Origin of the sequence: Nonomuraea sp. NPDC000554 (genome assembly GCF_040300065.1) — a bacterium.
GTDB lineage: Bacteria > Actinomycetota > Actinomycetes > Streptosporangiales > Streptosporangiaceae > Nonomuraea.
In genome coordinates this window covers 89,677-112,089 of sequence record NZ_JBEPDC010000019.1, presented here as the reverse complement: position 1 = coordinate 112,089, position 22,413 = coordinate 89,677, and the positions used below count along the sequence as shown (strand labels likewise).

Below are 22,413 nucleotides of genomic sequence, written 5' to 3'. Positions count from 1 at the left end.
CTCCTCAGCTCGTCGGGACCCACCTCGGCGGACGCTTCTCCATGAAGGCGGCGATGCCTTCTTGTCCTTCCTCGGACGTGAAGCGCTGCGCCGACAGCTCGGTCATCCGCTGCAGGCCCTCCTCGAAGGACATCGCGGGAACCTCCCTGACCAGCTGTTTCGTGATGGCCAGCGCCTCGGGCCCGCCCTTGGTGAGCATCCCGGCGTAGTGCGCGACCGTCGCGTCCAGTTCCTCCTGCGGGACGGCCCGCGTCAGCAGGCCGATCTCCACGGCCCTGGCCGCGTCGAACACCTCGCCGGTCAGGAAGTACTCGGCCGCGGCGCGCGGGTCCAGCCTCCTGAGCACCGGCACCGAGATCATCGCGGGCACGACCCCCAGCCGCACCTCCGTGAAGGCGAAGGACGAATCCAGCGGTGCGATCGCGAAGTCGCACGCCGCGACCAGCCCCAGCCCGCCCGCGCGGGCGGTGCCGTTCAGGCGGCAGATGACCGGCTTCGGGCTCTCCCAGATCAGCGCGAGGATCTCCGGGAAGGACGCGGTCACCGGCGCGCCCGCGGATGTCGCGGACGGTTCGGCCCGCTGCTCCTTCAGGTCGGCGCCCGAGCAGAACACGCGGCCGGTGCCGGTCAGCACGACGACCCGGACCTCGGGCTCGGCCAGCGCCCACTTCAGCCGCTCCTCCAGGTCGCCGAGCAGGCGTACCGACAGCGCGTTGCGGTTCGGCGGCGAGTCCAGCGTGATCGTCGCGATGCCGTCCGCGAGCTGCTTGTGGACCAGACGCGTCATGGGTTCCCTTCCTGGATGATCGCCAGCACGGCTCCCGCCTCGACCTGCCGCCCCTTCTCGACGTGCACGGCGGAGACGACGCCGTCGGCGGGCGCGGTGATCTGATGCTCCATCTTCATCGCCTCCAGCACCACGACCGCCTGCCCCTTCGCCACGCGGTCACCCTGCTGGACCTCGACCCGCAGCACGCTACCCGGCATGGGCGCGAGCAGGGAGCCGGGCGCGACGTGCTCGACCGGCTCCGGCAGCCTCGGCACCGGGGTCAGCTCCACGGAGCCGAGCGGGGAGTCCACGCAGATCTTCCGCTCGTAGTGGGCGATCTCGAACGTGTGCCGCACCCCATCGCGTTCCAGGACGACTCTGGACGGTTCCGCACGGATCACTGCGACGCCCGCAGGGAGGGGCTGGTAGACGACCTCGGCCTCTTCGTACCGGGCCAGCCGAGGCTGCGACCGCACATTGCGCCACCCGCCGGGCAGGCTCCTCAGCACCCTGGCGTCCGCCCTGCTGGCGGCGGCCTCGGCGAGCGCGGCGGCCAGCACGGACAGCCCGCCACCACGCTCCCCGCCCAGCGCGGACGGCTCACCGGCAGCGCCCTCCACCGCGGACGGCTCGCCGACGCCGCCGCTCACCGCGGGCGGCTCGCCGGGGCGGGCGCCGTTCAGGTCGTGCTGGTCGAGGAAGCCGGTGTGGGTCTCGCCGAGCTGGAACTCGCGATGCGTCAGGATGCCGAGCAGCAGGTCGCGATTGGTGGTGAGCCCGTGCAGTCGCGCCCGCCGCAGCGACGTGACCAGCTTCCGCAGGGCCTCCGCCCGGGTCTCCCCGTACGCGATGATCTTGGCCAGCATCGCGTCGTAGTACGGCGAGACCACCGACCCGGACTCCACCCCCGCGTCCACCCGGACCTCCCCGGGCACCTCGAACAGCCGCAGCACCCCCGTCTGCGGCAGGTACCGGCCGTCCTCGGCGTACAGGCGGACCTCGACCGCGTGCCCGGACGGCTCGGGCACCCGGCCCGGCAGCGCCCGCCCCTCCGCGACCTCCAGCTGCAACCGGACCAGATCGACCCCGTAGACCAGCTCGGTGACCGGGTGCTCGACCTGGAGCCGGGTGTTCATCTCCAGGAAGGCCACCCGATCGCCCTTGACCAGGAACTCCACGGTCCCGGCCCCCACGTACCCGATCTTCCTGGCGGCCCTGACCGCGGCGTCCTGGAGCCGCTCCCGCATCTCCTGGCCGATCCCGGGCGACGGGCACTCCTCGACGACCTTCTGGTGCCTGCGCTGGACGCTGCACTCCCGTTCGCCCAGCGCCCACACCGTCCCGTGCTGGTCGGCCAGGACCTGCACCTCGACGTGCCTGGCGCCCTCCAGCAGCGGCTCCACGAACACGGTCCCGTCGCCGAAGGCCGCCAGCGACTCTCGCTCGGCCGACGCGACCTCCCGCGCCAGCTCCCCGGCGTCGCGCACCACCCGCATCCCCCGCCCGCCACCGCCGGCGGACGCCTTGACCAGCACCGGGTACTCCCACGCGGAGGACTCGGGGGAATCGGCGGCGAGCGAGGGGAGGACGGGCACGCCCGCCTCGGCCATCAGCCGCTTGGCCTCGATCTTGGAGCCCATCGCCGCGATGGCCGACGGCGCGGGCCCCACCCACACCAGCCCGGCCTCCAGCACGGCCCGGGCGAAGTCCGCGTTCTCGGACAGGAATCCGTAGCCGGGGTGCACGGCGTCGGCCCGGGTCATCCGGCAGGCGTCCAGGATGCGGTCGATGTCCAGGTACGTCTCGGCGGGCTTCGCGCCGCTGAGCCGTACCGCGTGGTCGGCCTCGGCGACGTGGGGCGCGTCCGCGTCCGGATCGGAGAAGACGGCCACCGTCTCGATGCCGAGCGAGCGGCAGGTGCGGAAGACGCGCCGGGCGATCTCGCCCCGGTTGGCGACGAGCAGGCGTGTGATCACGGTCGGAACACCCCGAATCCCGCGCTCGACGGCACAGGCGCGCTGTTGATCGCCGACAGGCACATCCCGAGGACGGTACGGGTGTCGCGCGGGTCGATCACGCCGTCGTCGTAGAGGCGTCCGGACAGGAAGAACGGCAGCGACTCCGCCTCGATCTGCGCCTCCACCAGCTCCCGCATCGCCGCGTCCGCGGCCTCGTCGTAGACCTGGCCGCGGGCCTCGGCGGAGGCGCGGCCGACGATCGACAGGACCCCGGCGAGCTGCGCGGGGCCCATCACCGCCGACTTGGCGCTCGGCCAGGTGAACAGGAAGCGCGGGTCGTAGGCGCGTCCGCACATGCCGTAGTTGCCCGCTCCGTACGACGCGCCCATCACCACCGTCAGGTGCGGCACGGTCGAGTTGGACACCGCGTTGATCATCATCGCGCCGTGCTTGATGATGCCGCCCTGCTCGTACTCCTTGCCGACCATGTAACCGGTCGTGTTCTGGAGGAACAGCAGCGGGGTGCGCGACTGGTTCGCGAGCTGGATGAACTGGGTCGCCTTCTGCGATTCCGCGCTGAACAGGACGCCGCGGGCGTTGGCCAGGATCCCGACCGGATAGCCGTGCAGCCGGGCCCAGCCGGTGACCAGCGACGCGCCGTACAGGGGCTTGAACTCCTCGAACTCGCTCCCGTCGACGATGCGGGCGATCACCTCGCGGGGGTCGAACGGCATCTTGAGGTCTTCCGGGACGATGCCCAGCAGCTCCTCCGCCGGATATCCGGGCTCCTGGACGGCGCCGGGCTCGACGCCCTGCTTCCGCCAGTTCAGCGACCGGACGATCCGCCGCCCGATCCGCAGCGCGTCGTACTCGTCCAGGGCGAGGTGGTCGGCGAGGCCGCTGACGCGGGCGTGCATCGCCGCCCCGCCGAGCGACTCGTCGTCGGACTCCTCGCCGGTGGCCATCTTCACCAGCGGCGGGCCGCCGAGGAACACCTTCGCTCGATCCCGCACCATCACCACGTAGTCGCTCATCCCGGGCACGTAGGCGCCTCCGGCGGTGGAGTTGCCGAAGACGAGCGCGATCGTCGGGATTCCCGCTGCGGACAACCGGGTCAGATCACGAAATATCCGGCCACCGGGGATGAAGATCTCCTTCTGCGTGGGCAGGTCCGCGCCCCCGCTCTCCACCAGGTTGACGTACGGCAGGCGGTTCTGGAGGGCGATGTCGGAGGCCCTGAGCGTCTTCCTGAGCGTCCACGGGTTGGACGCGCCGCCCCTCACGGTCGGGTCGCTCGCCGTGATCACGCACTCGACGCCCTCGATCACCCCGATCCCGGTGACGACGCTCGCCCCGACGGGGAAGTCGCTGCCCCAGGCGGCCAGCGGCGACAGCTCCAGGAACGGGGAGTCGGGATCGACGAGCAGCTCGATCCGCTCGCGGGCGAGCAGCTTGCCCCGCTCGCGGTGCCGCCTGACGTACTTCTCGCCGCCTCCGGCGACGGCCTTGGCCTGCTCCGCGTCCAGCTCGGCCAGCTTCCCCAGCATCGCCTCCCTGCGCGCCAGGAACTCCTCGGACGCCGAGTCGAGCCGACTCGTGATCACGCGCCCACCTCCCTGAGCCTGCGACGGACGGGGGCGGCGGGCGCCCGCGGAGCCGTGCGGGGGCAGAGCGCGCTGGTGCGGCTGGTCATCACGTGTCCTCCTGCTGCGGAGTTGACGGCGGCGTCAATCCGATGGCCCGGGCCCAGAGGCGGGTCAGATGGTCCACGGCGGTCTGCTCGTCGGCTCGTTCGCCGAGGTCCAGCCAGACGTGGGCGAAGTGCTCCACCATGCCGCCCAGCATGATCGCGGTGAGCCTGGGGTCGAGCGTGGGGTCGGCCAGGCCCTGCTCCTGCAGCCGGCGCAGGCCGTCCGCACCGCGCCGGACGAACACCTCGCGCAGTTCGAGCAGCAGCCGCCCGAACCGGTCGTCGCCGACCGCGGCGTGCTCCAGCATCCGCACCAGGCGCGAGTTCGCCGCCCAGGCCCGCAGGTAGAGCCGGTTCGCGGCCTCCACCCGCGCGTACGGATCGCCGGACACGGCGGGCCCGACGACGCTGGCGGCGAACATCTCGCCCACCACCGCCCCGGCCACCTCGCCGAACAGCGACTCCTTGGAGTCGAAGTAGGTGTAGAAGGTGCCGTGTGACACCCCGGCACGCGCGCACACGTCGTCGATGCGCACGGCGTCGTACCCGTGCTCCTCGAACGCCTCACGCCCGGCGTGCGCCAGCGCGGCGCGCGTGCGCCGCCCCCGCGCGGTGAGCACCTCGGACTTGACGATCACGTCAATGAGCCTAACCCCGCCCGGCCGCCCGGCGGAAGACCCGGGCGCCGAGCTTTCGGCCGCGAACGGCGACGGCCTCCGCGGTCGGCGGGCTGCCTGCCCGCGCCGCGAAGGCCGTCACAAGAGAAGGGGTTCGTCAGCCGCAGTGGCTCCAGCCGGACTTCCACGACAGGCTGTTCCAGGAGCCGCCCCAGATGACGCACTTCTTGGCGCCCGCCAGGCGCACCGGACCCGCGTACGCGGCGAAGCTGCCCGGGTTGCTCCCGCTGCTCCCGCCCTGGATCTGGAGGATCGCATTCATCTTGATCTTGGCCGAGGACACCATCCGCGACATCGTCACCACGCAGTTCTTGCCCGCGCCCGCGCTGTACAGCAGGTAGATCGTCGCGCTGCTGCCGAGCGAGTGCGAGTCGACCACCTTGTAGCCGGAGCCGCACACCGTGGTCGCGCTGTACGGGTTCGGCTTGGAGGAGGGCTTGGTCGTCGGCTTGACGGTGGGCTTGACGGTGGGCTTCGTCGTGGGCTTGGCGGTAGGCCGGGTACTGGGCTTCGTGCTGGGCTTGCCCGCCTCCCCGGTCGTACTGAAGTCCGTGTTCGTGTCGGGGCCGATCGTCGGCTCGGCGTCCGGATCGACGAGGCCGGTGTTCCTCTTCTTCTTCGCGCGGGTCTTGGTCGGCGAGGAAGAGGGCTCGGAGTGCTTCGTCGTGACCGGGTTGGGCACCGCGGTCACCGTCACCGGGTTGGGCACCTGCGAGCGCGGGTCCTTGGTGTGCTTGGCCTTGGACTTGGTGGGCTTCGGCTCTTCCACGTCCAGCGTCGGGACGGGCTGCCCGGTCTGCGCCGGATCGGGGGTGGGCTCGTCGGCGGGCGGTTCCGCGGGCTGGCCCGCGCCTGGGCCCTCGGTCTGGCTGCCGTTGGCCGCGTTCTCGACGGATACCACCGGCGGCTTGCCGGAGTTGGCGTTCACCACCACCGCGCCCCCGACCACGAGGAGGGCCGCGGCGGCGGCGCCCGAGAGGGCGAACGTCAGCGTGCGCCGCTGCTTGGCAGGCGCGTCGTCCTTCGGGGCCGACGGGCCACCAGGGCCCATGCCGGAGGGGCCCATGGCGCCGGGGCCTCCCTGAGGGCCGCCGGGGCCCGCGGGCGCCTGGCCGCCCGGTGCTCCCTGGGCGAGGTGCGGAGGCATTCCCGCAGCCGCCTGAGGGTTACCACCCTGCGGAGGCATTCCCGCCTGAGGAGGCGTGCCGGGGCCGCCCTGCGGGGGCACGCCCTGTGGGGGCATCCCCTGGGCCTGCGGCGGGGTGCCGGGCTGCGGACCGGCCGGTCCCGCGGCCACGGGGCCGGGGCCGGGCTGCCCCTTCGAGGCGCCGGGGTGGCCGAACTGCCCGGTGTGGGGCATGGGGCCGCCTGAACGCCTCCAGGGGCCGGGGTAGCCGTCCGCTCCCGCCGCGGGGCTCTGGCCGGGGCCGGGCTGCTGCGCGGCGGCGCCCGCCTGCGCCCCGGGAGCGGGGGCCTGCTGCGGGATCGGCTGGGAGACGGGCTCGACAGCGGACGTGGGAGCCGGCTGGCCCGTCAGCCGGACGATCAGCTCGTCGGCTCGGGGACGCTGGGCCGGGTCCTTGGACAGGCACGCCTCCACCAGTTCGGCGAGCGCGCCCTCCATCCCGCCGAGCTCGGGCTGCTCGTGCAGGATCCGGTTCATCACGACGGGGATCGAGTCGGCGCCGAACGCGGGCTTGCCGGTGGCCGCGAAGACCATCGTGACGCCCCAGGCGAACACGTCGGCCGCCTCGGACACGGCCGCGCCGCTGAGCTGCTCGGGAGCCAGGTACGAGGGCGTGCCCATGGCCATGCCGGTCGCCGTGGCCCCGGGTGAGTCCAGGGCGCGGGCGATGCCGAAGTCGATCACGACCGGACCCTCGGGGCCCATGAGCACGTTCGCGGGCTTGAAGTCGCGGTGCAGGATGCCGGCGCGGTGGATGGCCGCGAGGGCGGTGGCCGTGCTGATCGCGAGCCGTTCCAGCGCTGCGCCGCGGCGCGGCCCCTCGTTGATGACCATCTCGCGCAGCGACGGCCCCGGCACGTACTCGCTCACGATGTACGGGCGGCTGCCGTCAAGGTCGGCGTGCAGCACGGGAGCGGTGCAGAACCTGGCAACCCGCTGGGCGACGGCCACCTCGCGCAGGAACCTGGTCCTGGCGTCGGTGTCGGCCACGAGGGCGTGGTGCAACAGCTTGACCGCGACCTGATCGCCTGATTCGCTCCTGCCCAGGTACACGACACCCTGGCCGCCCTCGCCGAGCCGGGCGACGATGTCATACGCCCCCAGCCGTCGCGGGTCGTCCGCCGCCAACGGCTGGAACTCGTTCACATCGACCCCCATCAACTCGATAGATGGGGCAAGACGCTACCAGCGTGACTAGTGAGGCGTCTTCCCGACCCGAATACATCTTTCATCTTTTGACGCCATATGTCAGCGTTTCGTCGCAGAATGTGTACGCGTCAGTGGGATATGTCACGCCCTCAGATGGCTTTGCCTGGGTTGAGCAGCCCGAGCGGATCGAACACGGCCTTGATGCCCTGCTGCACCTCCCGCGTCAGAGGCCCGGACTCCAGGTCGAGCCACCGTCGCTTGAGCAGCCCGACGCCGTGCTCGCCGGTCAGCGTGCCGCCCATCTCCAGCGCCCGCGTGAACACCTCGTCCGCCGCGGCCCACACGTTCGCGGGCGGCTCGGTCGCGCCGTGCTCGAAGATGAAGACCGGGTGCAGGTTGCCGTCGCCCGCGTGCGCGACCGTGCAGATCCGCACGTCGTGCTTGGCGGCGGCGGTCTCGATCGCGGTGATCATGTCGGGCAGCACGGAGCGCGGCACGCACACGTCCTCGACCAGGCACGCCCCCAGGCGCTCCTTGGCCTGGTACGCCATCCTGCGCAGCCCGATCAGCTCCTCGGTCTCCGCCGGGCTGGACGACACGGCCACGAACGACGCGCCGTTCTCCAGGCAGAGCTCCTCCATCCGGGCGACCATCGCCTGCCCGTCGGACGCGTCGGACTGGCCGATCAGCATCGCCTTCGTCGTGGGCTCCAGGCCGATGTTGCGCCACTCGTCGATGGCCTCCAGCGTGGCGCGGTCGAGCAGCTCCATCAGCGAAGGCTGGCAGCCGGCCGCGATGATCGCCGACACGGCCGCGCCCGCCTCGCGCGGCGAGCCGAACTCGGCGGCGAACGTCGCGGGCGGGACGGCGGGCGCCCTGCGTAGCCGCACCGTGGCGGACGTGATCACGCCCAGCGTGCCCTCGGACCCGACGAACAGGCCGGTCAGGTCGTAGCCGGTGACGCCCTTCATGGTGCGCCGGCCGGTGTTCAGAATCCGCCCGTCGGCCAGCACGACCTCCAGGCCGAGCGCCGAGTCGCGGGTCACGCCGTACTTCACGCAGCGCAGCCCGCCCGCGTTGGTCGCCAGGTTCCCGCCGATCGTGGAGATCTCGTAGGACGACGGGTCGGGCGCGTACATGAGCCCGTGCTCCCTGGCGGCCTTGTCCAGGTCGGCGGTGATCACGCCGGGTTCGACCACGGCGATCTCGTCGGCGGGGGAGATCTCGCTGATCGCGGTCATCCTGGCCAGCGACAGGATGACGGCGCCGTCGCCCGCCGTGGCGCCGCCCGCCAGGCCGGTGCCCGCTCCGCGCGGCACCACGGGCACCCGGTGCTCGGTCGCCCACTTCAGCGTGGTGACCACGTCGTCACGGGAGGCGGCGAGCACGACGCCCAGCGGCTTGCCGGGTTCCACGAACGTCCGGTCACGCGCGTAGGAGTCGATCACATCGGGGTCGGTGAGGACCCGGCCGTCGGGCAGGGAGTTCACCAGGGTGTCAATCGGTCTCACAGGAAGCACCTTACGGTTTGCGCGGACAGCGGCTTAAGGCCAAACTGCCCTGGGTGGAAGTCGCATGTCCGGTATGCACACGGGCTGACCAGGTGGCCTCGGTTCCAGGAGTAGTCGCCGCAGGGACCACGTACCGGATCGGGCGCGTCAGGTTGCCGAGCGAGCGGGACGTCGCCGACCTGCCCACCGCGCCTTCGCTGGGGGCGTCCAGGCACGTGATGAGCCGCACCCAGCTCGCGGTCTGGCTGTCGTTCCCCAGCCGGCACTACACGCCGTGGAGCAGGAACCAGGGGTACATCCTGCTCGGGCTCGCCGCGCTCGTGCACCTCGTCGTCGCGCTGGTGATCGCGATGGGCAGGGACGCGAGCTGGACCGAGGTGCTGCTCGCGCCGTTCTGCCTCACCGGTTTCTTCTGGGGCCTCGGGCTGCTGCTCGTCCTCGGCGCCACCGGCGCGCGCAAGCGGGACGTGGCGGAGGCCCCCGCCAGGGAGCAGGCCCTGGCGGTGTGGGAGGGCCTCTACTACTGCCCGCGAGACAACGTCGCCTTCGAGCCGGGAGTCGGCGTCTCGTTCCATCCGAGCGAGACGCGCGAGTACATCTTCGGCTTCAGGCGGTCGAGGTGAACCGGTCAGCGAATCAGCCCTGTTCCTCGGCGACCAGGCGGACGCACACCGCGAGCCCCTCGATGGCCTGCTCCAGTTCGCCCAGCTCCGGGTAGGTGGGGGCGATCCTGATCGTGCGGTCGTCGGGGTCGGCGCCGTACGGGTGGGTGGCGCCGGCCGGGGTCAGCGCGATGCCGGCGGCCTTGGCCCTGGCCACGACCGCGCCGGCGTGCGGCACCTCCAGGCTGATGAAGTAGCCGCCCTTCGGGCTGCTCCACGTGGCGAGGTCGCCGATCCGCTCGGTCAGCACCTTGTCGACCAGCTCGAACTTGGGCCCGATCAGCTCGGCGTGCCGCCGCATGTGCGCGGCCACGCCCTCGCCGTCGCGCAGGAACTCCACGTGCCGGAGCTGGTTGAGCTTGTCGGGGCCGATGGACTGCTTGGAGGTGTTGGCCAGGAACCACTCGACGTTGGCCGGCGAGGAGCCGAAGAACGCCACGCCGCTGCCCGCCAGGCTCACCTTCGAGGTGGAGCCGTAGACGAAGACGCGGTCGGCGTTGCCGTGCTGCTCGCTGAGCGCCAGCAGGTCGGCCAGCTCGGCCGGCGTGTCGGTCAGGTGGTGGACGGCGTAGGCGTTGTCCCAGAAGATCCGGAAATCGGGCGCGGCTGTCGGCATCGCGGCCAGCCTGCGCACGGTCTCGTCGCTGAAGGTGACGCCGGACGGGTTGCTGTACTTCGGCACGCACCACATGCCCTTGACGCTCGCGTCGCCGGCGACCAGGCGCTCGACCACGTCCATGTCGGGGCCGTCGGCGTTCATCGGCACCGGGACCATCTTGATCCCGAAGCGCTCGCAGATGGTGAAATGCCGGTCATAGCCGGGCACAGGGCACAGGAACGTGATCTCCGGCTCCTCCACCCAGCGGCGCTCGGCCCCGGGAACGCTGGTCAGCAGCGCGTGCACGATCGTGTCGTGCATCATCGCCAGGCTGGAGTTGCCGCCCACCACGAGCTGCCCGGCCGGGACCTGCAGCAGCGGCGCGAACAGCTCGCGCAGCTCCGCCAGCCCCTGCAGGTTGCCGTAGTTGCGGCCGTCGGTGCCGTCGGCCGCCCGGTACGAGGACGGCAGTTTGAGCATGTCGTTGGAGAGGTCGAGCTGGCGCGGTGACGGCTTGCCCCGGGTGAGGTCGAGCGAGAGCCCACGCTGGACGAGGGCGGCGTATTCGCGCTGAGCGGTCACGAAATCTCCTCCGATCGGTTGATACGAAGGATAGAAGACGCCGCCCCCTGAACTGGAACCGGTCCGCGATGTGGATGGTTCAGCAGCCGCCGACAGCGCAGAGCTTGGCCGCCATCTTCTTCGCGTCGGCCTCGTGCTGGGCCATGCTCCTGAGCGACCTGGCCTTGTTGTGCATGTCCCAGTACAGGGCCACGGCGGCGCCCTTGCGCACGGCGACGAACTTCTGCGTCTGGGGGATCGGGGAGGCCTTGGTCGCCTTGATCGTCCGGGAGGCCCCCAGCGCCTCGTCGCCGATCTTCGGCTTGCGCACCTTGACGGTCTTGCCGCACGCGTCCAGGAGCTTGCCCAACCGCGCCATCAGTTTGCCGGCACCCTGGGCGTCACGGAAGACGAACACCTGCTCGCCGCGCTCGCGGTTGGTCTCCTCACCGCCGCCGATCTCGGTGTCGTAGACGACGTCACGCCGGGCGGACCAGCCCTTCAGCCTGACGGCGGAGCACTGGATGTTCCACACCTCCTCGTAGGGGCTGTTCTCGCTGACATACCAGTGCTTGCTGTCCTTGCGCGCCTGCTTCTCGTAGAGCAGGAACCCCTTCGGGATCGACGGCGCCTGCGCGAGCGCCGCCGGCCCGCACAACACCCCCGCCAGCACCGCACCGCCCGTGACCAACGCGATTCTCGTCATCATCATGCGGGGTACGATGCCGCCGGCCGGCGAAAGGTTCAACCGAGCAGCCGGCCCGGAGCGTTCTCCTGGACGAATCGCTCCAGCTCACCGAGCACGAGCCCGGTTGGAGGCGTCACGACGAGCCGGTCCACGCCGAGGTCCGCGTACGCGCGGACGGTGTCGCGGTCGAGGCGGCGGGCCGGGGTGACCGAGACGTGCAGGGGCCGCCCGTCCGCCGCCTGGCGCAGCGAGCCGAGCTGGGCGGCCGTGGCCCGCAGGCCCAGCATCCAGCCGTACCATCCGTCGGCCAGCTCGGCGGCCCTGCGGTGCGCCGCGCGGGTGTGGCCGCCCATGACGACGGGCACCGGACGCTGAACAGGGCGGGGATGGGCGTCCACGCCCTCGAAGTCGACGTGGCGGCCGTGGCAGGCGGGGGCGTCGTCCTCCCACAGGGAGCGCATCGCGCGCAGGTACTCCGCCGTGCGCGCGCCCCTGCCCTCCAGGGGGACGCCCAGCGCCCGCAGCTCGGGCTCCAGGTAGCCGGCGACGACGCCGACCAGGAGCCGGCCGCCGCTCAGCACGTCCACGCTCGCCAGCTGCTTGGCCAGGACGAGCGGGTCGCGCTGCGGCAGCACCACGCAGCCGGTCGCCAGCAGGATCCGCTCGGTGTGCGCGGTCAGGAACGCCAGCGAGACGACGGCGTCGAGCAGCGGCGCGTCCGGTTCGAGTGGTGACGGGGCGATCCGCGGCGCGGGCAGCACGACGTGGTCGGCGGTCCACAGCGAGTCGTAGCCCAGGTCCTCCGCCAGGGCGGCGATCCGTGCGGCTCCCTTGCGGTCGGCCCCGGCGAAGGTGTTGGGCGCGTGTAATCCGATGGCTAGTGACATATCTGGAAAAGGTATGAATCGCTGGAGTGATCCACCAGCGACGATCTCGCATGGCAGCCATGCGCGTGGCGCATGCCGTCCATGGTCACGGTGCGTGAATGTGGGGCGACGTCTTCCCTGTCGGCGGTCGTTGGCGTGCAATGGGGTTATCGGGGCAGGGCATTCTCCGTACAGGAGGGAGCAGCCGTGACGACCGTCCGCGACACGACGATCGAACAGGTCAGGCGCCGCCGCACCGGGACCGTGATCGCCTCCTGGCTGTCGACCACCGACCACAAGGTCATCGGCTACCTCTATCTGATCACCTCGTTCGGGTTCTTCCTCGTCGCCGGCCTCATGGCCATGATGATCAGGGCCGAGCTGGTCCAGCCGGGCCTGCAGCTGGTCAGCCAGCAGCAGTACAACCAGCTGTTCACCGTCCACGGCACGGTCATGCTGCTCCTGTTCGCCACCCCGCTGTTCGCCGGCTTCGCCAACGTGGTCATGCCGCTGCAGATCGGCGCCCCGGACGTGGCGTTCCCGCGGCTGAACGCGGTCGCGTACTGGCTGTTCCTGTTCGGCGGGCTGATGGTGCTCGCCGGGTTCGTCTCACCGGGCGGCGCGGCCGACTTCGGGTGGTTCGGCTACACCCCGCTGTCGACGGCCACCTACTCGCCGAGCATCGGCGGCGACCTGTGGATCATGGGGCTGGCGCTGTCGGGCCTGGGCACGATCCTCGGCTCCGTCAACTTCATCACCACGATCATCTGCATGCGCGCGCCGGGCATGGTCATGTTCCGGCTGCCGCTGTTCACCTGGACCGTCCTGCTGACCAGCATGATGGTGCTGATGGCCTTCCCCGTGCTGGCCGCCGCGCTGCTCGTGCTGGAGTCGGACCGCAAGCTCGGCACGCACGTCTTCGACGCCGCCAACGGCGGCGCGATGATCTGGCAGCACCTGTTCTGGTTCTTCGGCCACCCGGAGGTCTACATCATCGCGCTGCCGTTCTTCGGCATCATCAGCGAGGTCATCCCGGTGTTCAGCCGCAAGCCGATCTTCGGGTATCTGGGGCTGGTCGCCGCGACCATCGCCATCGCCGGGTTGTCGATGACGGTGTGGGCGCACCACATGTTCGCGACCGGGCAGGTGCTGCTGCCGTTCTTCTCGTTCATGACGTTCCTCATCGCCGTGCCGACCGGGGTGAAGTTCTTCAACTGGGTCGGCACGATGTGGCGAGGCCACCTGAGTTTCGAGACGCCGATGATGTTCGCGCTCGGCTTCCTGGCGACGTTCCTGCTCGGCGGATTGACGGGGGTGATCCTGGCCTCGCCGCCGCTGGACTTCCACCTCAGCGACACCTACTTCGTGGTCGCGCACTTCCACTACGTGGTGTTCGGCACCGTGGTGTTCGCCATGTTCGCCGGCTTCTACTTCTGGTGGCCCAAGATGACCGGCCGGATGCTCGACGACCGGCTCGGCAAGATCCACTTCTGGACGCTGTTCGTCGGCTTCCACACCACCTTCCTGGTGCAGCACTGGCTCGGGGTGCTCGGCATGCCCCGCCGCTACGCCGACTACAGCGTGAACGACGGCTTCACCACGCTGAACGAGATCTCGTCCGTGGGGGCGTTCCTGCTCGGCGCCTCGACGCTGCCGTTCCTCTACAACGTCTGGAAGACGGCCAGGCGCGCGCCCCGAGTCACGCTGGACGACCCGTGGGGCTACGCCAACTCGCTGGAGTGGGCGACGTCCTGCCCGCCGCCCCGGCACAACTTCACCGCCATCCCGCCCATCCGCTCCGAGCGGCCCGCGTTCGACCTGCACTACCCGCACGAACGGCCCTCAATGGAGGAGCCCGAGGAATCCGCCGGCTGACCCTTTCCCGGACAGGGTCACGGTGCTTTGGTGGAAGTGACGTTTCGCCTATCTAAGGAGATCGGCGATGACAGGTACGAAGACTCCTTTCGCTCCCGAGACGGCCCCGTGCGGGAAGAGATCCGGTGGCGAGCTCCTCGTCGACGACGACGGCTACGGCCTGGTGATCCGGGACCAGTTCTTCGCGTGCGGCTGCCGCCGGATCCGGCACGAGTACCACGACGGCAGCATCCATCTGTCGGCCATCCGCCACGACGGCAAGCGGGTGAAGGACCCGCTGCAAGCGGACCACGGGAGCTGACCCACATGATCGACGTGCTCATCGTCGGGGGAGGAGGGGCGGGTCTGCGGGCGGCCGTCGCGGTCGCCGAGACCGACCCGGCGCTGCGGGTGGCGGTCGTGTCGAAGGTGTATCCGATGCGCAGCCACACGGTCTCCGCCGAAGGCGGCGCCGCCGGGGTGATCGCCGACGGCGACACGCTCGACGAGCACTGCTACGACACCGTCTCCGGCGGCGACTGGCTCTGCGACCAGGACGCGGTCGAGGCGTTCGTGGCCGAGGCGCCGCGCGAGCTGATCCAGCTGGAGCACTGGGGCTGCCCGTGGAGCCGCGAGCCCGACGGCAGGGTCGCGGTGCGGCCGTTCGGCGGGATGAAGCGGATGCGCACCTGGTACGCCGCCGACAAGACCGGCTTCCACCTGCTGCACACCCTGTTCCAAACAACCCTCAAATATCCGGACATAGCCCGATATGACGAGTGGTACGTCACCAAGCTCATCGTGGACGACGGCCGCGTCCACGGCGTGGTGGCCGTCGAGCTGCGGACCGGCCGCATCGAGGCCATCGCCGCAAGGACCGTCATCCTGGCCACCGGCGGCTGCGGCCGGGTCTTCCCGTTCACCACCAACGCCGCGATCAAGACGGGCGACGGCATGGCGCTGGCCTACCGCGCGGGCGCGCCGCTCAAGGACATGGAGTTCGTCCAGTACCACCCGACCGGCCTGCCGTTCACCGGCATCCTCATCACCGAGGCGGCCCGTGCCGAAGGCGGCTGGCTGATCAACAAGGACGGCTACCGCTACCTGCAGGACTACGACCTCGGCAGCCCCACGCCCACGCCGAAGCTGCGCAGCATGGAACTCGGCCCGCGCGACCGCCTGTCGCAGGCGTTCGTCCACGAGCAGGAGAAGGGCCGCACCGCCGACACCCCGTACGGCCCGGTCGTCTACCTCGACCTGCGCCACCTCGGCGAAGTCAAGATCGACATACGCATCCCGTTCGTCCGCGAGCTGTGCAGGAGCTACCAGAACCTCGACCCCGCCACCGACCTCATCCCGGTACGTCCCGTCGTGCACTACATGATGGGCGGCGTTCACACCGACCTCGACGGCGCGACCCCGATCGCCGGCCTGTACGCCGCCGGCGAGACCGCGTGCGTCAGCATCAACGGCGCCAACAGGCTCGGCTCGAACTCGCTCCCGGAGATCCTGGTCTTCGGCAGGAGGGCCGGCCTCGCCGCCGCCGGGTACGCCCGCGAGCGCCGCGAGGCCGAACCGCCCGCCGTCCGCAGCCAGGGGGACGACGAGCGGCGACGGCTGGAACGCGCGCGCGACGGCGGCGGGGGCAACGGCGAGCGGATCGCCGACCTGCGCGAGCGCATGCAGCGGACGCTGGAGGGCGCAGCCGGGATCTACCGGACGGGCGACGTCCTGGCCAAGGCCGCCGACACGCTCGCCGACCTGCGCGAACGAGCAGAGGAGGCGCGGCTCGACGACGCCAGCACGGTGTTCAACACCGAGCTGATCGGCCTTCAGGAACTGCACACCATGCTGGAGGTCGCGCAGACGATCGTGGCCTGCGCGCTCAACAGGCGGGAGTCGCGCGGCGCGCACCAGCGCACCGACCATCCGGCCAGGGACGACGCCGGCTATCTGGCGCACTCCCTGGTCCACCGCGCGCCCGACGGCACGCCCTCGGTCGGCCTGCTGCCGGTGACCATCACCCGCTGGCCACCCGGCGAAAGGGTGTACGGACGTGACTGATACGCAGACCCGCACGATCCGGCTGGAGATCGCCCGCTACCGGCCGGGACAGGACAGCGAGCCGGTGTTCCAGGGCTACGACGTGCCGCTGATGGGGGACTGGGCGGTGCTCGACGGCCTCACCTACGTCAAGGACCACCTCGACGGCAGCCTGTCGTTCCGCTGGTCGTGCCGGATGGGCGTCTGCGGCTCGTGCGGCATGACCGTCAACGGCGAGCCGAGGCTGACCTGCGGCACGTTCCTCACCGAGTACGGCGACGGGCCGGTCAGGATCGAGCCGCTGAAGGGCTTCCCGGTGATCAGGGACCTGGTCGTGGACATCGACGGCTTCCTGGCCAAGCTGTCGTCGGTGCGCCCATGGCTGGTCAGGGAGGGCGAGGAGCTGCCGCTGACCACCGAGTACACGCAGACGCCCGAGCAGCTCGACGCGTACAAGCAGTACAGCATGTGCATCAACTGCATGCTGTGCTACTCGGCCTGCCCAATCTACGTGCTCGACCCCGACTTTCTCGGCCCGGCGGCGATCGCGCTCGCCCAGCGTTACAACCTGGACTCCCGCGACATGGACGACCGTTTCGACGTGCTCAACCTGGACGAGGCGGTGTGGGGGTGCATGTTCGTCGGCGAGTGCACGAAGGTGTGCCCCAAGCACGTGGACCCGGCCGAGGCGATCCAGCGCTACAAGGTGACCGCGGCCCTCCGCTCGGTCCTGCCGTGGAGCAGGCGATGACGCCCGGCGGCGAGCCGGACACCGCCGGGACGTCTGGCGGAGGGGGCGCGCCGAACCACGCCGCCGGGGCGCCGGAGGCCTACCGGCCGCCGCGAGACGCGCTCTGGTTCGTCCGCAGCCGCGCCTGCACGGTCTTCGTGCTGCGTGAGCTGACCAGCGTCTTCGTGGCCTGGACGATCGTGTTCCTGCTGATGCTGGTCGACGCGGTCATGAGCGGACGCCTCCAGGACTTCGCCGCGCTCGCCGCCCGGCCCTGGATGATCGCGATCAACGTGGTGGCGCTGGTCGCCACCGCCTTCCACGCCGTCACCTTCCTCAACCTCGCCCCCAAGGCCACCGTGGTCAGGCTCGACGGCTACCGGCTGCCGTCCTGGATGATCCAGGGCGGCAACCACTCCGCCTGGCTGGTGATCTCCGCGCTGATCGCCTACTTCATCCTGAGGAAGCCATGAAGCGGACGCCGGAACCGTACCTGTGGCTGCTCTTCAGCGGCGGCGGGGTGGTGGCCGCGCTGGTGCTGCCGGTGCTGGTGCTGCTGTTCGGGGTGCTCATGCCGCTCGGGCTGGTCGACTGGCCCGCCGCCGAGCATCTGCGCGCCCTGCTGGCCAACCCGCTGGTACGGGCCGCGCTGCTGGCGGTCGTGGTGCTGTGTCTCTTCCACGCCGCGCACCGGATCAGGTTCACCAGTGAGGAACTGCTCGGCATCGCCAGGTTCGACCCGCTCATCGCGATGCTGTGTTACGGAGCCGCCATTCTGGGCGGTGTTCTGGCCTTCGTCCTGTTGTTCTGAAATGTCGTGAATTGATCACGTTTCAACAACGCTCTTTACGACGGCTTTACCCACCCTCTAGCGTCCGGCATTGCACACCCTATGGCCATGCGCCCGGCGATCCCGGGCAGAGAGGGTTCCTGGTGCCACGTAGAAAGCGCCTGTTAACCACGATTCCGGCGGTCGCCCTTCTCGGCGCCGCACTGACCGTCCCGGCCGCTGAGGCCGCCGCTGGGGCCTCCACGGCGACGTACGAGCCGGGCGTGTCGGATTACTACATCAACTACGCCCCGCCACGCGTCGACAAGGACCCTGACGAGCCGTCGCTGTCGAAGAACAAGGCCCGCTCGCTGAGCCCGGCCGAGAAACTCGACAGGAAGTTCATCAGCGGCAACCCGGCCGCCGCCCGCGTCCTGGCCGCCCGCGAGAACGAGGCCATCAGGACGGGGCGCAACCCCGCAGACTTCATCTTCAAGAACTCCAAGCAGAAGAAGACCGCCAAGCTGCTGACCCTTCTGGTGGAGTTCAACGAGCAGGCCAACGACGACTTCTCGAACTTCAACCGGCTCCGCACGGTCGACAGCGCCCCCGATGACTGCGTGGTCGAGCCGCCGGGCACGCTCAAGAACGGCCCGCTGCACAACAACATCCCGGACCCGGCGAAGCTCCCGCACCAGGACAACAACTCGTTCTGGGTGAAGGACTTCAGTACCTCCCACTTCAACACGATGCTCTACACCGACAAGGGCATCACCGAGCGGGTCCGCCCCGACCTCAAGGACCCCCGCGACGGCAAGCCCGGCATCGACATCTCCGGCTACACGATGAAGAAGATGTACGAGGAGATGTCCAAGGGCGCCTACTCGGTCACCGGCTCGGCCGTCGGCTGGGTGAAGGCCCCGCACTCCGAGGCATGGTACGGCGCGGCGGCCTGCGGCGGCGCGCCCCAGGACATGTCCGGTCACCCCGACAACCCGACCGGCGCGGGGCAGCTGGCCATCGACGCGGTCGACGCCCTGGCCAAGAGCCAGCCCGGCTTCGCCTGGGCCGACTATGACGTCGAGGACGTCTCCGACGCCGACGGCGACGGCAACTACGACGAGCCCGACGGCGTGATCGACCACCTGGTCCTGATCCACGCCGGCAAGGACAAGTCGTCGGACGGCGGCGCCGAGGGCACGTACGCGATCTGGGCGCACTCCAGCGCGGTCGCGGGCGGCTACAAGATCCCCGGCACCGACAAGAAGATCTCCAACTACATCGTGCAGCCCGAGGACGCCGGAGTCGGCGTCTTCGCCCACGAGTACGGCCACGACCTGGGCCTGCCCGACCTGTACGACACGTCGGGCTCGGCCAGCTCCGCGGTGGACTTCTGGGACCTGATGTCCAGCGGCTCCCACTCCGGCCCGATCTTCCAGTCGATGCCGACCCACATGGGCCTGTGGGACAAGTGGGTGCTCGGCTGGGCCAACCCGAAGGTGTTCAACCCCGGCGACGCCGCCAGGCCGGTCACGGTCGGCCAGTCCTCGCGCACGCCCAAGCTCACCGAGGACGGCGTCCGGGTGAACCTGGCGTCCACTCCGCTGAAGATGATCGACCCGCACAGCGGCGCCAACGCCTGGTGGACCGGGCTCGACCAGGAGTGGGCCGACGTCAAGCTGACCCGCGACGTGACCGTGCCCGCCGGAACCGACCTGCGGTTCTGGATGTGGAACAACTACGAGATCGAGCAGGACTGGGACTACGGCTTCGTCGAGGTGTCGACGGACGGCGGCCAGACCTGGGCCCAGCAGAAGGTCTTCGACGAGGCCGGCAACGAGGTCAGCACGCCCGACAGCTACCCGGACCCGAACAAGAACCTCAAGACGTTCGGCAACAAGAAGTACGGCCTCACCGGCGCCACCAACGGCTGGCGGCACGACTACGTCAACCTGACCCCGTTCGCCGGTAAGTCCGTCAAGCTGCGGCTGACCTACAACACCGACGCGGCCTCCACGCCGCGGGGCTGGCACGCCGACGACTTCCAGCTCACCAACGGCGGCGCCGCCGTGTGGAGTGACGACGTCGAGGGCGGCGACAACGGCTGGAAGGCCACCGGCGGCACGTTCACCAACACCAGCGGTCAGGGCTGGACGATCAACAACGGCTCCCGTGAGATCTCCCGCTTCTACCTGGCCGAGTGGCGCAACTTCGACGGCTTCGACAAGGGCCTGCAGTACGCCTACGACACCAACTACTCCCGCGACGGGGCGTGGAAGGTGCAGAAGGTCAAGTACAACGCGCCCGGCCTGCTGGTCTGGTACCGCGACTCGACGTTCACCAACAACACGCTCGTCCCCAACCTCGAGCTCCCGCCGAGCCTCGGGACCAAGGGCAGCCTGCTGGTCGTCGACTCGCACTACGAGCCGCTGCGCCGCACGGGGACCGCCGCCCAGAAGGACCCGACGCTGCGCAAGAACCTGGAAGGGCGGTCGCAGACGTCCAACGCGGCCTTCTCGTTCGGCAAGACCTACCCGTTCAAGGAGTGCCTGGAGGCGCCGGACGAGCCGTTCAGCGAGTACTGCACGGACATCCCCGCGCTGAAGGGCGTCAAGGACTTCACCGACGCCAAGACCTGGTACCCGGGCCTGGAGTTGCTCAACGGCGCCCTCGGGTACCGCGACTTCGACGCCTCGGCCGTCGTTCCGTCCAAGGGGGACCAGCAGTACAGCACCCGCGTGGTGCACGCCGCTGACGGCAGCCCCGCCACCGAGCTGTACGGCCAGAAGCTGCCCAACGGGGCCGTGCTGGGCACCGGCAACCCCGGTGACGAGGGCAAGGCGCTGGGCGTCCAGTTCAATCTGCTCGCGCCGCTGCCGGGCAATCTGGGCGCCATCGTCCAGGTGGTTCCGCCGAAGAAGTGAGGTAACGGGCCGCCGGGGCACCTCCCGGCGGCCCTACGATGGGGGGCCATGAGCGAATTGCGCACCAAAGCCGAACACACCGCGGCGATCCGGACGGACCGCCGGGTGGCTGTGGTGATCAACACTCGCTCACGGCGTGGCCGCCGGCACTACTTCGAGGTGCTCGACCAGCTGCACGGCCTCGGTTTCGAGCCGCTGGCAGAGCTGCCGGTGGTCAACCCCAAGCGGCTGCGCGACATGCTCGACAAGGCGCTGGACACCCGGCCCGACCTGCTGATCGTCGGCGGCGGTGACGGCACCCTGTCCTCGGCCGTCCGCCACGTCGCGCACCGCGACGTGGCGCTCGGCGTGCTGCCGCTCGGCACCACCAACAATTTCGCCCGCAGCCTCGGCCTCCCTCTGGACCTCGCGGGCGCGATCCGGGTGTTCGACACCGGCAAGGTGGCCGACATCGACCTCGGCATGGCCGACGACCGCCCGTTCGCCAACCTGGCCAGCTTCGGCGTCTCGGTCGAGGTGGCAGGCAAGGTCAGGCCGTGGCTCAAGCGGATTCTCGGCCGTCCGGCCTACCCGCTGACGGCGCTGACCGTCCTGCCGAACCACCGGCCGTTCCGCGCCTTCATCACCGCCGACGGGCAGCGCCACGAGCTGCTCACCCACCAGCTCAACATCGCCAACGGCCGCTTCCACGGCGGCTGGCAGGTGGCGCGCGACATCAGCATCGACAACGGCATGCTCGTCGCCTACCAGCTCGGCTCGGGCAAGAAGCTGCGGCTGCTCGGCGAGACCCTGGTGCGCGCCACGACGGGCCGCTGGCGCAGCCTCGCGGGCGGGCCCTTCGTGGTCGGCCGGGAGATGCTGCTGGAGACCGACCCGCCGATGGCCGCCGACGTCGACGGCGAGGTGCGGCTGCTCACGCCGATCACGCTGCGCGTGGTGCCGAACGGGGTCCGCGTGATGGTGCCAGGCGACTTCGAAGACCGCTAGACGCCGGTCCGGCCGTCCTGGGCCGCTGCGGCTGACCGCCGGGCTCAGACCGGCTGCGTCAGCGCGTTGAACTCGGCCTCGGCGCGGTCGCGGGCGACGTACATGTTCCACGCCGTGTCGGCGATGTCGTCCGGGTCGAGCGTTCCGGGCACCGCTTCGCCGGTCCGGGCGGCGTGCTCCTGGACGAAGCGGTGGATGTCGCCGCGCTCGATGAGCCCGCCGATCGTGAGGGTCGCCGCGTAGACGCCGCGCCCCTCCAGCGCGGCGGCGAGCGTCAGGACGTACATGCGCAGCGCCGCTGTCGCCGGGGCCAGGCTGCCGAGCAGGGGCATCGGGTACTTGCCGCTGAGCCCGCCCGCGAAGAACAGCGCGCCGTCGCCGCGCTCCAGCATCGGCGGGAGCGCCGCCGCGACGGCGTTGACCGGCGGGATCAGTGTCGCCTCGTACGGGCCGCGCACGGTCTCCGCGTCAAGCTCGGTGATGGGGACGATGCCCGCCCCCGACTCCAGGTTCCCCGGCCCGAAGTAGACGGTGTCGATCTCTCCCAGATCGGACGCGATGCGCGCGAGCACCCCGCGCAGCTCGCCCTCGTCGGCGACGTCGGCGACGTAGCCCCTCGACTCGATCCCGGCGGCCGACAGGCTCGCCCGGTACCCCTCGTGACGCTCGGCGTTGCGCGACACCAGGGCGGTGACGAACCCCTCCCGGCCGAACCGGTGGGCCATGGACAGGCCGAGCCCCGGCCCGACGCCGAGCACCGCGATCACCTTGCGGGACATGAAGTCTCCCTT

At 70.5% G+C, this 22,413-nt stretch carries 19 protein-coding genes; 9 read left to right on the top strand and 10 right to left on the bottom strand.

Annotation, left to right across the window (positions count from 1 at the left end; all coding sequences use genetic code 11):
• Nucleotides 1-4: 4 nt before the first annotated feature.
• The 6 genes from ABT294_RS31795 to ABT294_RS31770 form a co-directional block, all read right to left on the bottom strand.
• A complete protein-coding gene (locus tag ABT294_RS31795; RefSeq protein ID WP_350809987.1) occupies nt 5-787 on the bottom strand; it encodes an enoyl-CoA hydratase family protein in 783 nt (260 codons plus the stop codon).
• Nucleotides 784-2,745: an ATP-binding protein gene (locus ABT294_RS31790; protein WP_350809986.1), complete on the bottom strand. Its 1,962-nt coding sequence runs from the start codon at nt 2,743-2,745 to the stop codon at nt 784-786. The genes ABT294_RS31795 and ABT294_RS31790 overlap by 4 nt, the downstream gene beginning before the upstream one ends.
• Nucleotides 2,742-4,274: an acyl-CoA carboxylase subunit beta gene (locus ABT294_RS31785; protein ID WP_350810073.1), complete on the bottom strand. Its 1,533-nt coding sequence runs from the start codon at nt 4,272-4,274 to the stop codon at nt 2,742-2,744. Before ABT294_RS31785 ends, ABT294_RS31790 begins: the two co-directional genes overlap by 4 nt.
• 145 nt (nt 4,275-4,419) lie before the next feature.
• On the bottom strand, nt 4,420-5,055 hold the full coding sequence (locus ABT294_RS31780) for a TetR/AcrR family transcriptional regulator (RefSeq protein WP_350809985.1): 636 nt from the start codon (nt 5,053-5,055) through the stop codon (nt 4,420-4,422).
• 136 nt (nt 5,056-5,191) lie between these two features.
• Nucleotides 5,192-7,426, bottom strand: coding sequence for a serine/threonine-protein kinase (locus ABT294_RS31775; RefSeq protein WP_350809984.1), 2,235 nt, complete (start codon nt 7,424-7,426; stop codon nt 5,192-5,194).
• Nucleotides 7,427-7,578: 152 nt separating this feature from the next.
• Nucleotides 7,579-8,940 carry an FAD-binding oxidoreductase gene (locus ABT294_RS31770; protein ID WP_350809983.1) on the bottom strand — a complete coding sequence of 454 codons (1,362 nt, stop codon included), beginning with the start codon at nt 8,938-8,940 and terminating at the stop codon, nt 7,579-7,581.
• Nucleotides 8,941-9,032: 92 nt separating this feature from the next.
• Here ABT294_RS31770 and ABT294_RS31765 point away from each other — a divergent pair, with 92 nt between their 5' ends.
• Nucleotides 9,033-9,563, top strand: coding sequence for a hypothetical protein (locus ABT294_RS31765; RefSeq protein ID WP_350809982.1), 531 nt, complete (start codon nt 9,033-9,035; stop codon nt 9,561-9,563).
• A 13-nt stretch (nt 9,564-9,576) separates the two neighbouring features.
• Here ABT294_RS31765 and ABT294_RS31760 read toward each other — a convergent pair whose 3' ends face one another.
• The 3 genes from ABT294_RS31760 to ABT294_RS31750 all read right to left on the bottom strand — a co-directional run bounded on the left by ABT294_RS31760 (nt 9,577) and on the right by ABT294_RS31750 (nt 12,336).
• Nucleotides 9,577-10,782, bottom strand: a complete 1,206-nt coding sequence (locus ABT294_RS31760; protein WP_350809981.1) for an aspartate aminotransferase type Ic — start codon at nt 10,780-10,782, stop codon at nt 9,577-9,579.
• A 79-nt stretch (nt 10,783-10,861) separates the two neighbouring features.
• Nucleotides 10,862-11,473, bottom strand: a complete 612-nt coding sequence (locus ABT294_RS31755) for a hypothetical protein (protein ID WP_350809980.1) — start codon at nt 11,471-11,473, stop codon at nt 10,862-10,864.
• 32 nt (nt 11,474-11,505) lie between these two features.
• Nucleotides 11,506-12,336, bottom strand: a complete 831-nt coding sequence (locus ABT294_RS31750; RefSeq protein ID WP_350809979.1) for a TIGR03619 family F420-dependent LLM class oxidoreductase — start codon at nt 12,334-12,336, stop codon at nt 11,506-11,508.
• A gap of 186 nt (nt 12,337-12,522) precedes the next feature.
• Between ABT294_RS31750 and ctaD the strand changes: the two genes are divergently transcribed.
• The 8 genes from ctaD (at nt 12,523) to ABT294_RS31710 (ending at nt 21,622) form a co-directional block, all read left to right on the top strand.
• Nucleotides 12,523-14,190, top strand: a complete 1,668-nt coding sequence (gene ctaD, locus ABT294_RS31745; RefSeq protein WP_350809978.1) for an aa3-type cytochrome oxidase subunit I — start codon at nt 12,523-12,525, stop codon at nt 14,188-14,190.
• A gap of 67 nt (nt 14,191-14,257) precedes the next feature.
• The gene (locus ABT294_RS31740) at nt 14,258-14,491 is read left to right on the top strand and encodes a hypothetical protein (RefSeq protein WP_350809977.1); all 234 of its coding nucleotides are present in this window, start codon (nt 14,258-14,260) and stop codon (nt 14,489-14,491) included.
• A gap of 5 nt (nt 14,492-14,496) precedes the next feature.
• Nucleotides 14,497-16,233 (top strand): fumarate reductase (quinol) flavoprotein subunit, encoded by a 1,737-nt coding sequence (gene frdA / locus ABT294_RS31735; RefSeq protein WP_350809976.1) that lies wholly within the window; start codon nt 14,497-14,499, stop codon nt 16,231-16,233.
• Nucleotides 16,226-16,963 carry a succinate dehydrogenase iron-sulfur subunit gene (sdhB, locus tag ABT294_RS31730; RefSeq protein WP_350809975.1) on the top strand — a complete coding sequence of 246 codons (738 nt, stop codon included), beginning with the start codon at nt 16,226-16,228 and terminating at the stop codon, nt 16,961-16,963. Before frdA ends, sdhB begins: the two co-directional genes overlap by 8 nt.
• Nucleotides 16,960-17,415, top strand: a complete 456-nt coding sequence (locus tag ABT294_RS31725) for a hypothetical protein (RefSeq protein WP_350809974.1) — start codon at nt 16,960-16,962, stop codon at nt 17,413-17,415. Before sdhB ends, ABT294_RS31725 begins: the two co-directional genes overlap by 4 nt.
• Nucleotides 17,412-17,753: a fumarate reductase subunit FrdD gene (gene frdD / locus ABT294_RS31720; RefSeq protein WP_350809973.1), complete on the top strand. Its 342-nt coding sequence runs from the start codon at nt 17,412-17,414 to the stop codon at nt 17,751-17,753. Before ABT294_RS31725 ends, frdD begins: the two co-directional genes overlap by 4 nt.
• Nucleotides 17,754-17,875: 122 nt before the next feature.
• Nucleotides 17,876-20,635 (top strand): immune inhibitor A domain-containing protein, encoded by a 2,760-nt coding sequence (locus ABT294_RS31715; RefSeq protein ID WP_350809972.1) that lies wholly within the window; start codon nt 17,876-17,878, stop codon nt 20,633-20,635.
• Nucleotides 20,636-20,683: 48 nt separating this feature from the next.
• Nucleotides 20,684-21,622, top strand: coding sequence for a diacylglycerol/lipid kinase family protein (locus tag ABT294_RS31710; protein ID WP_350809971.1), 939 nt, complete (start codon nt 20,684-20,686; stop codon nt 21,620-21,622).
• 44 nt (nt 21,623-21,666) lie between these two features.
• Here ABT294_RS31710 and ABT294_RS31705 read toward each other — a convergent pair whose 3' ends face one another.
• Nucleotides 21,667-22,401, bottom strand: coding sequence for an SDR family NAD(P)-dependent oxidoreductase (locus ABT294_RS31705; RefSeq protein WP_350809970.1), 735 nt, complete (start codon nt 22,399-22,401; stop codon nt 21,667-21,669).
• Nucleotides 22,402-22,413: the final 12 nt, after the last annotated feature.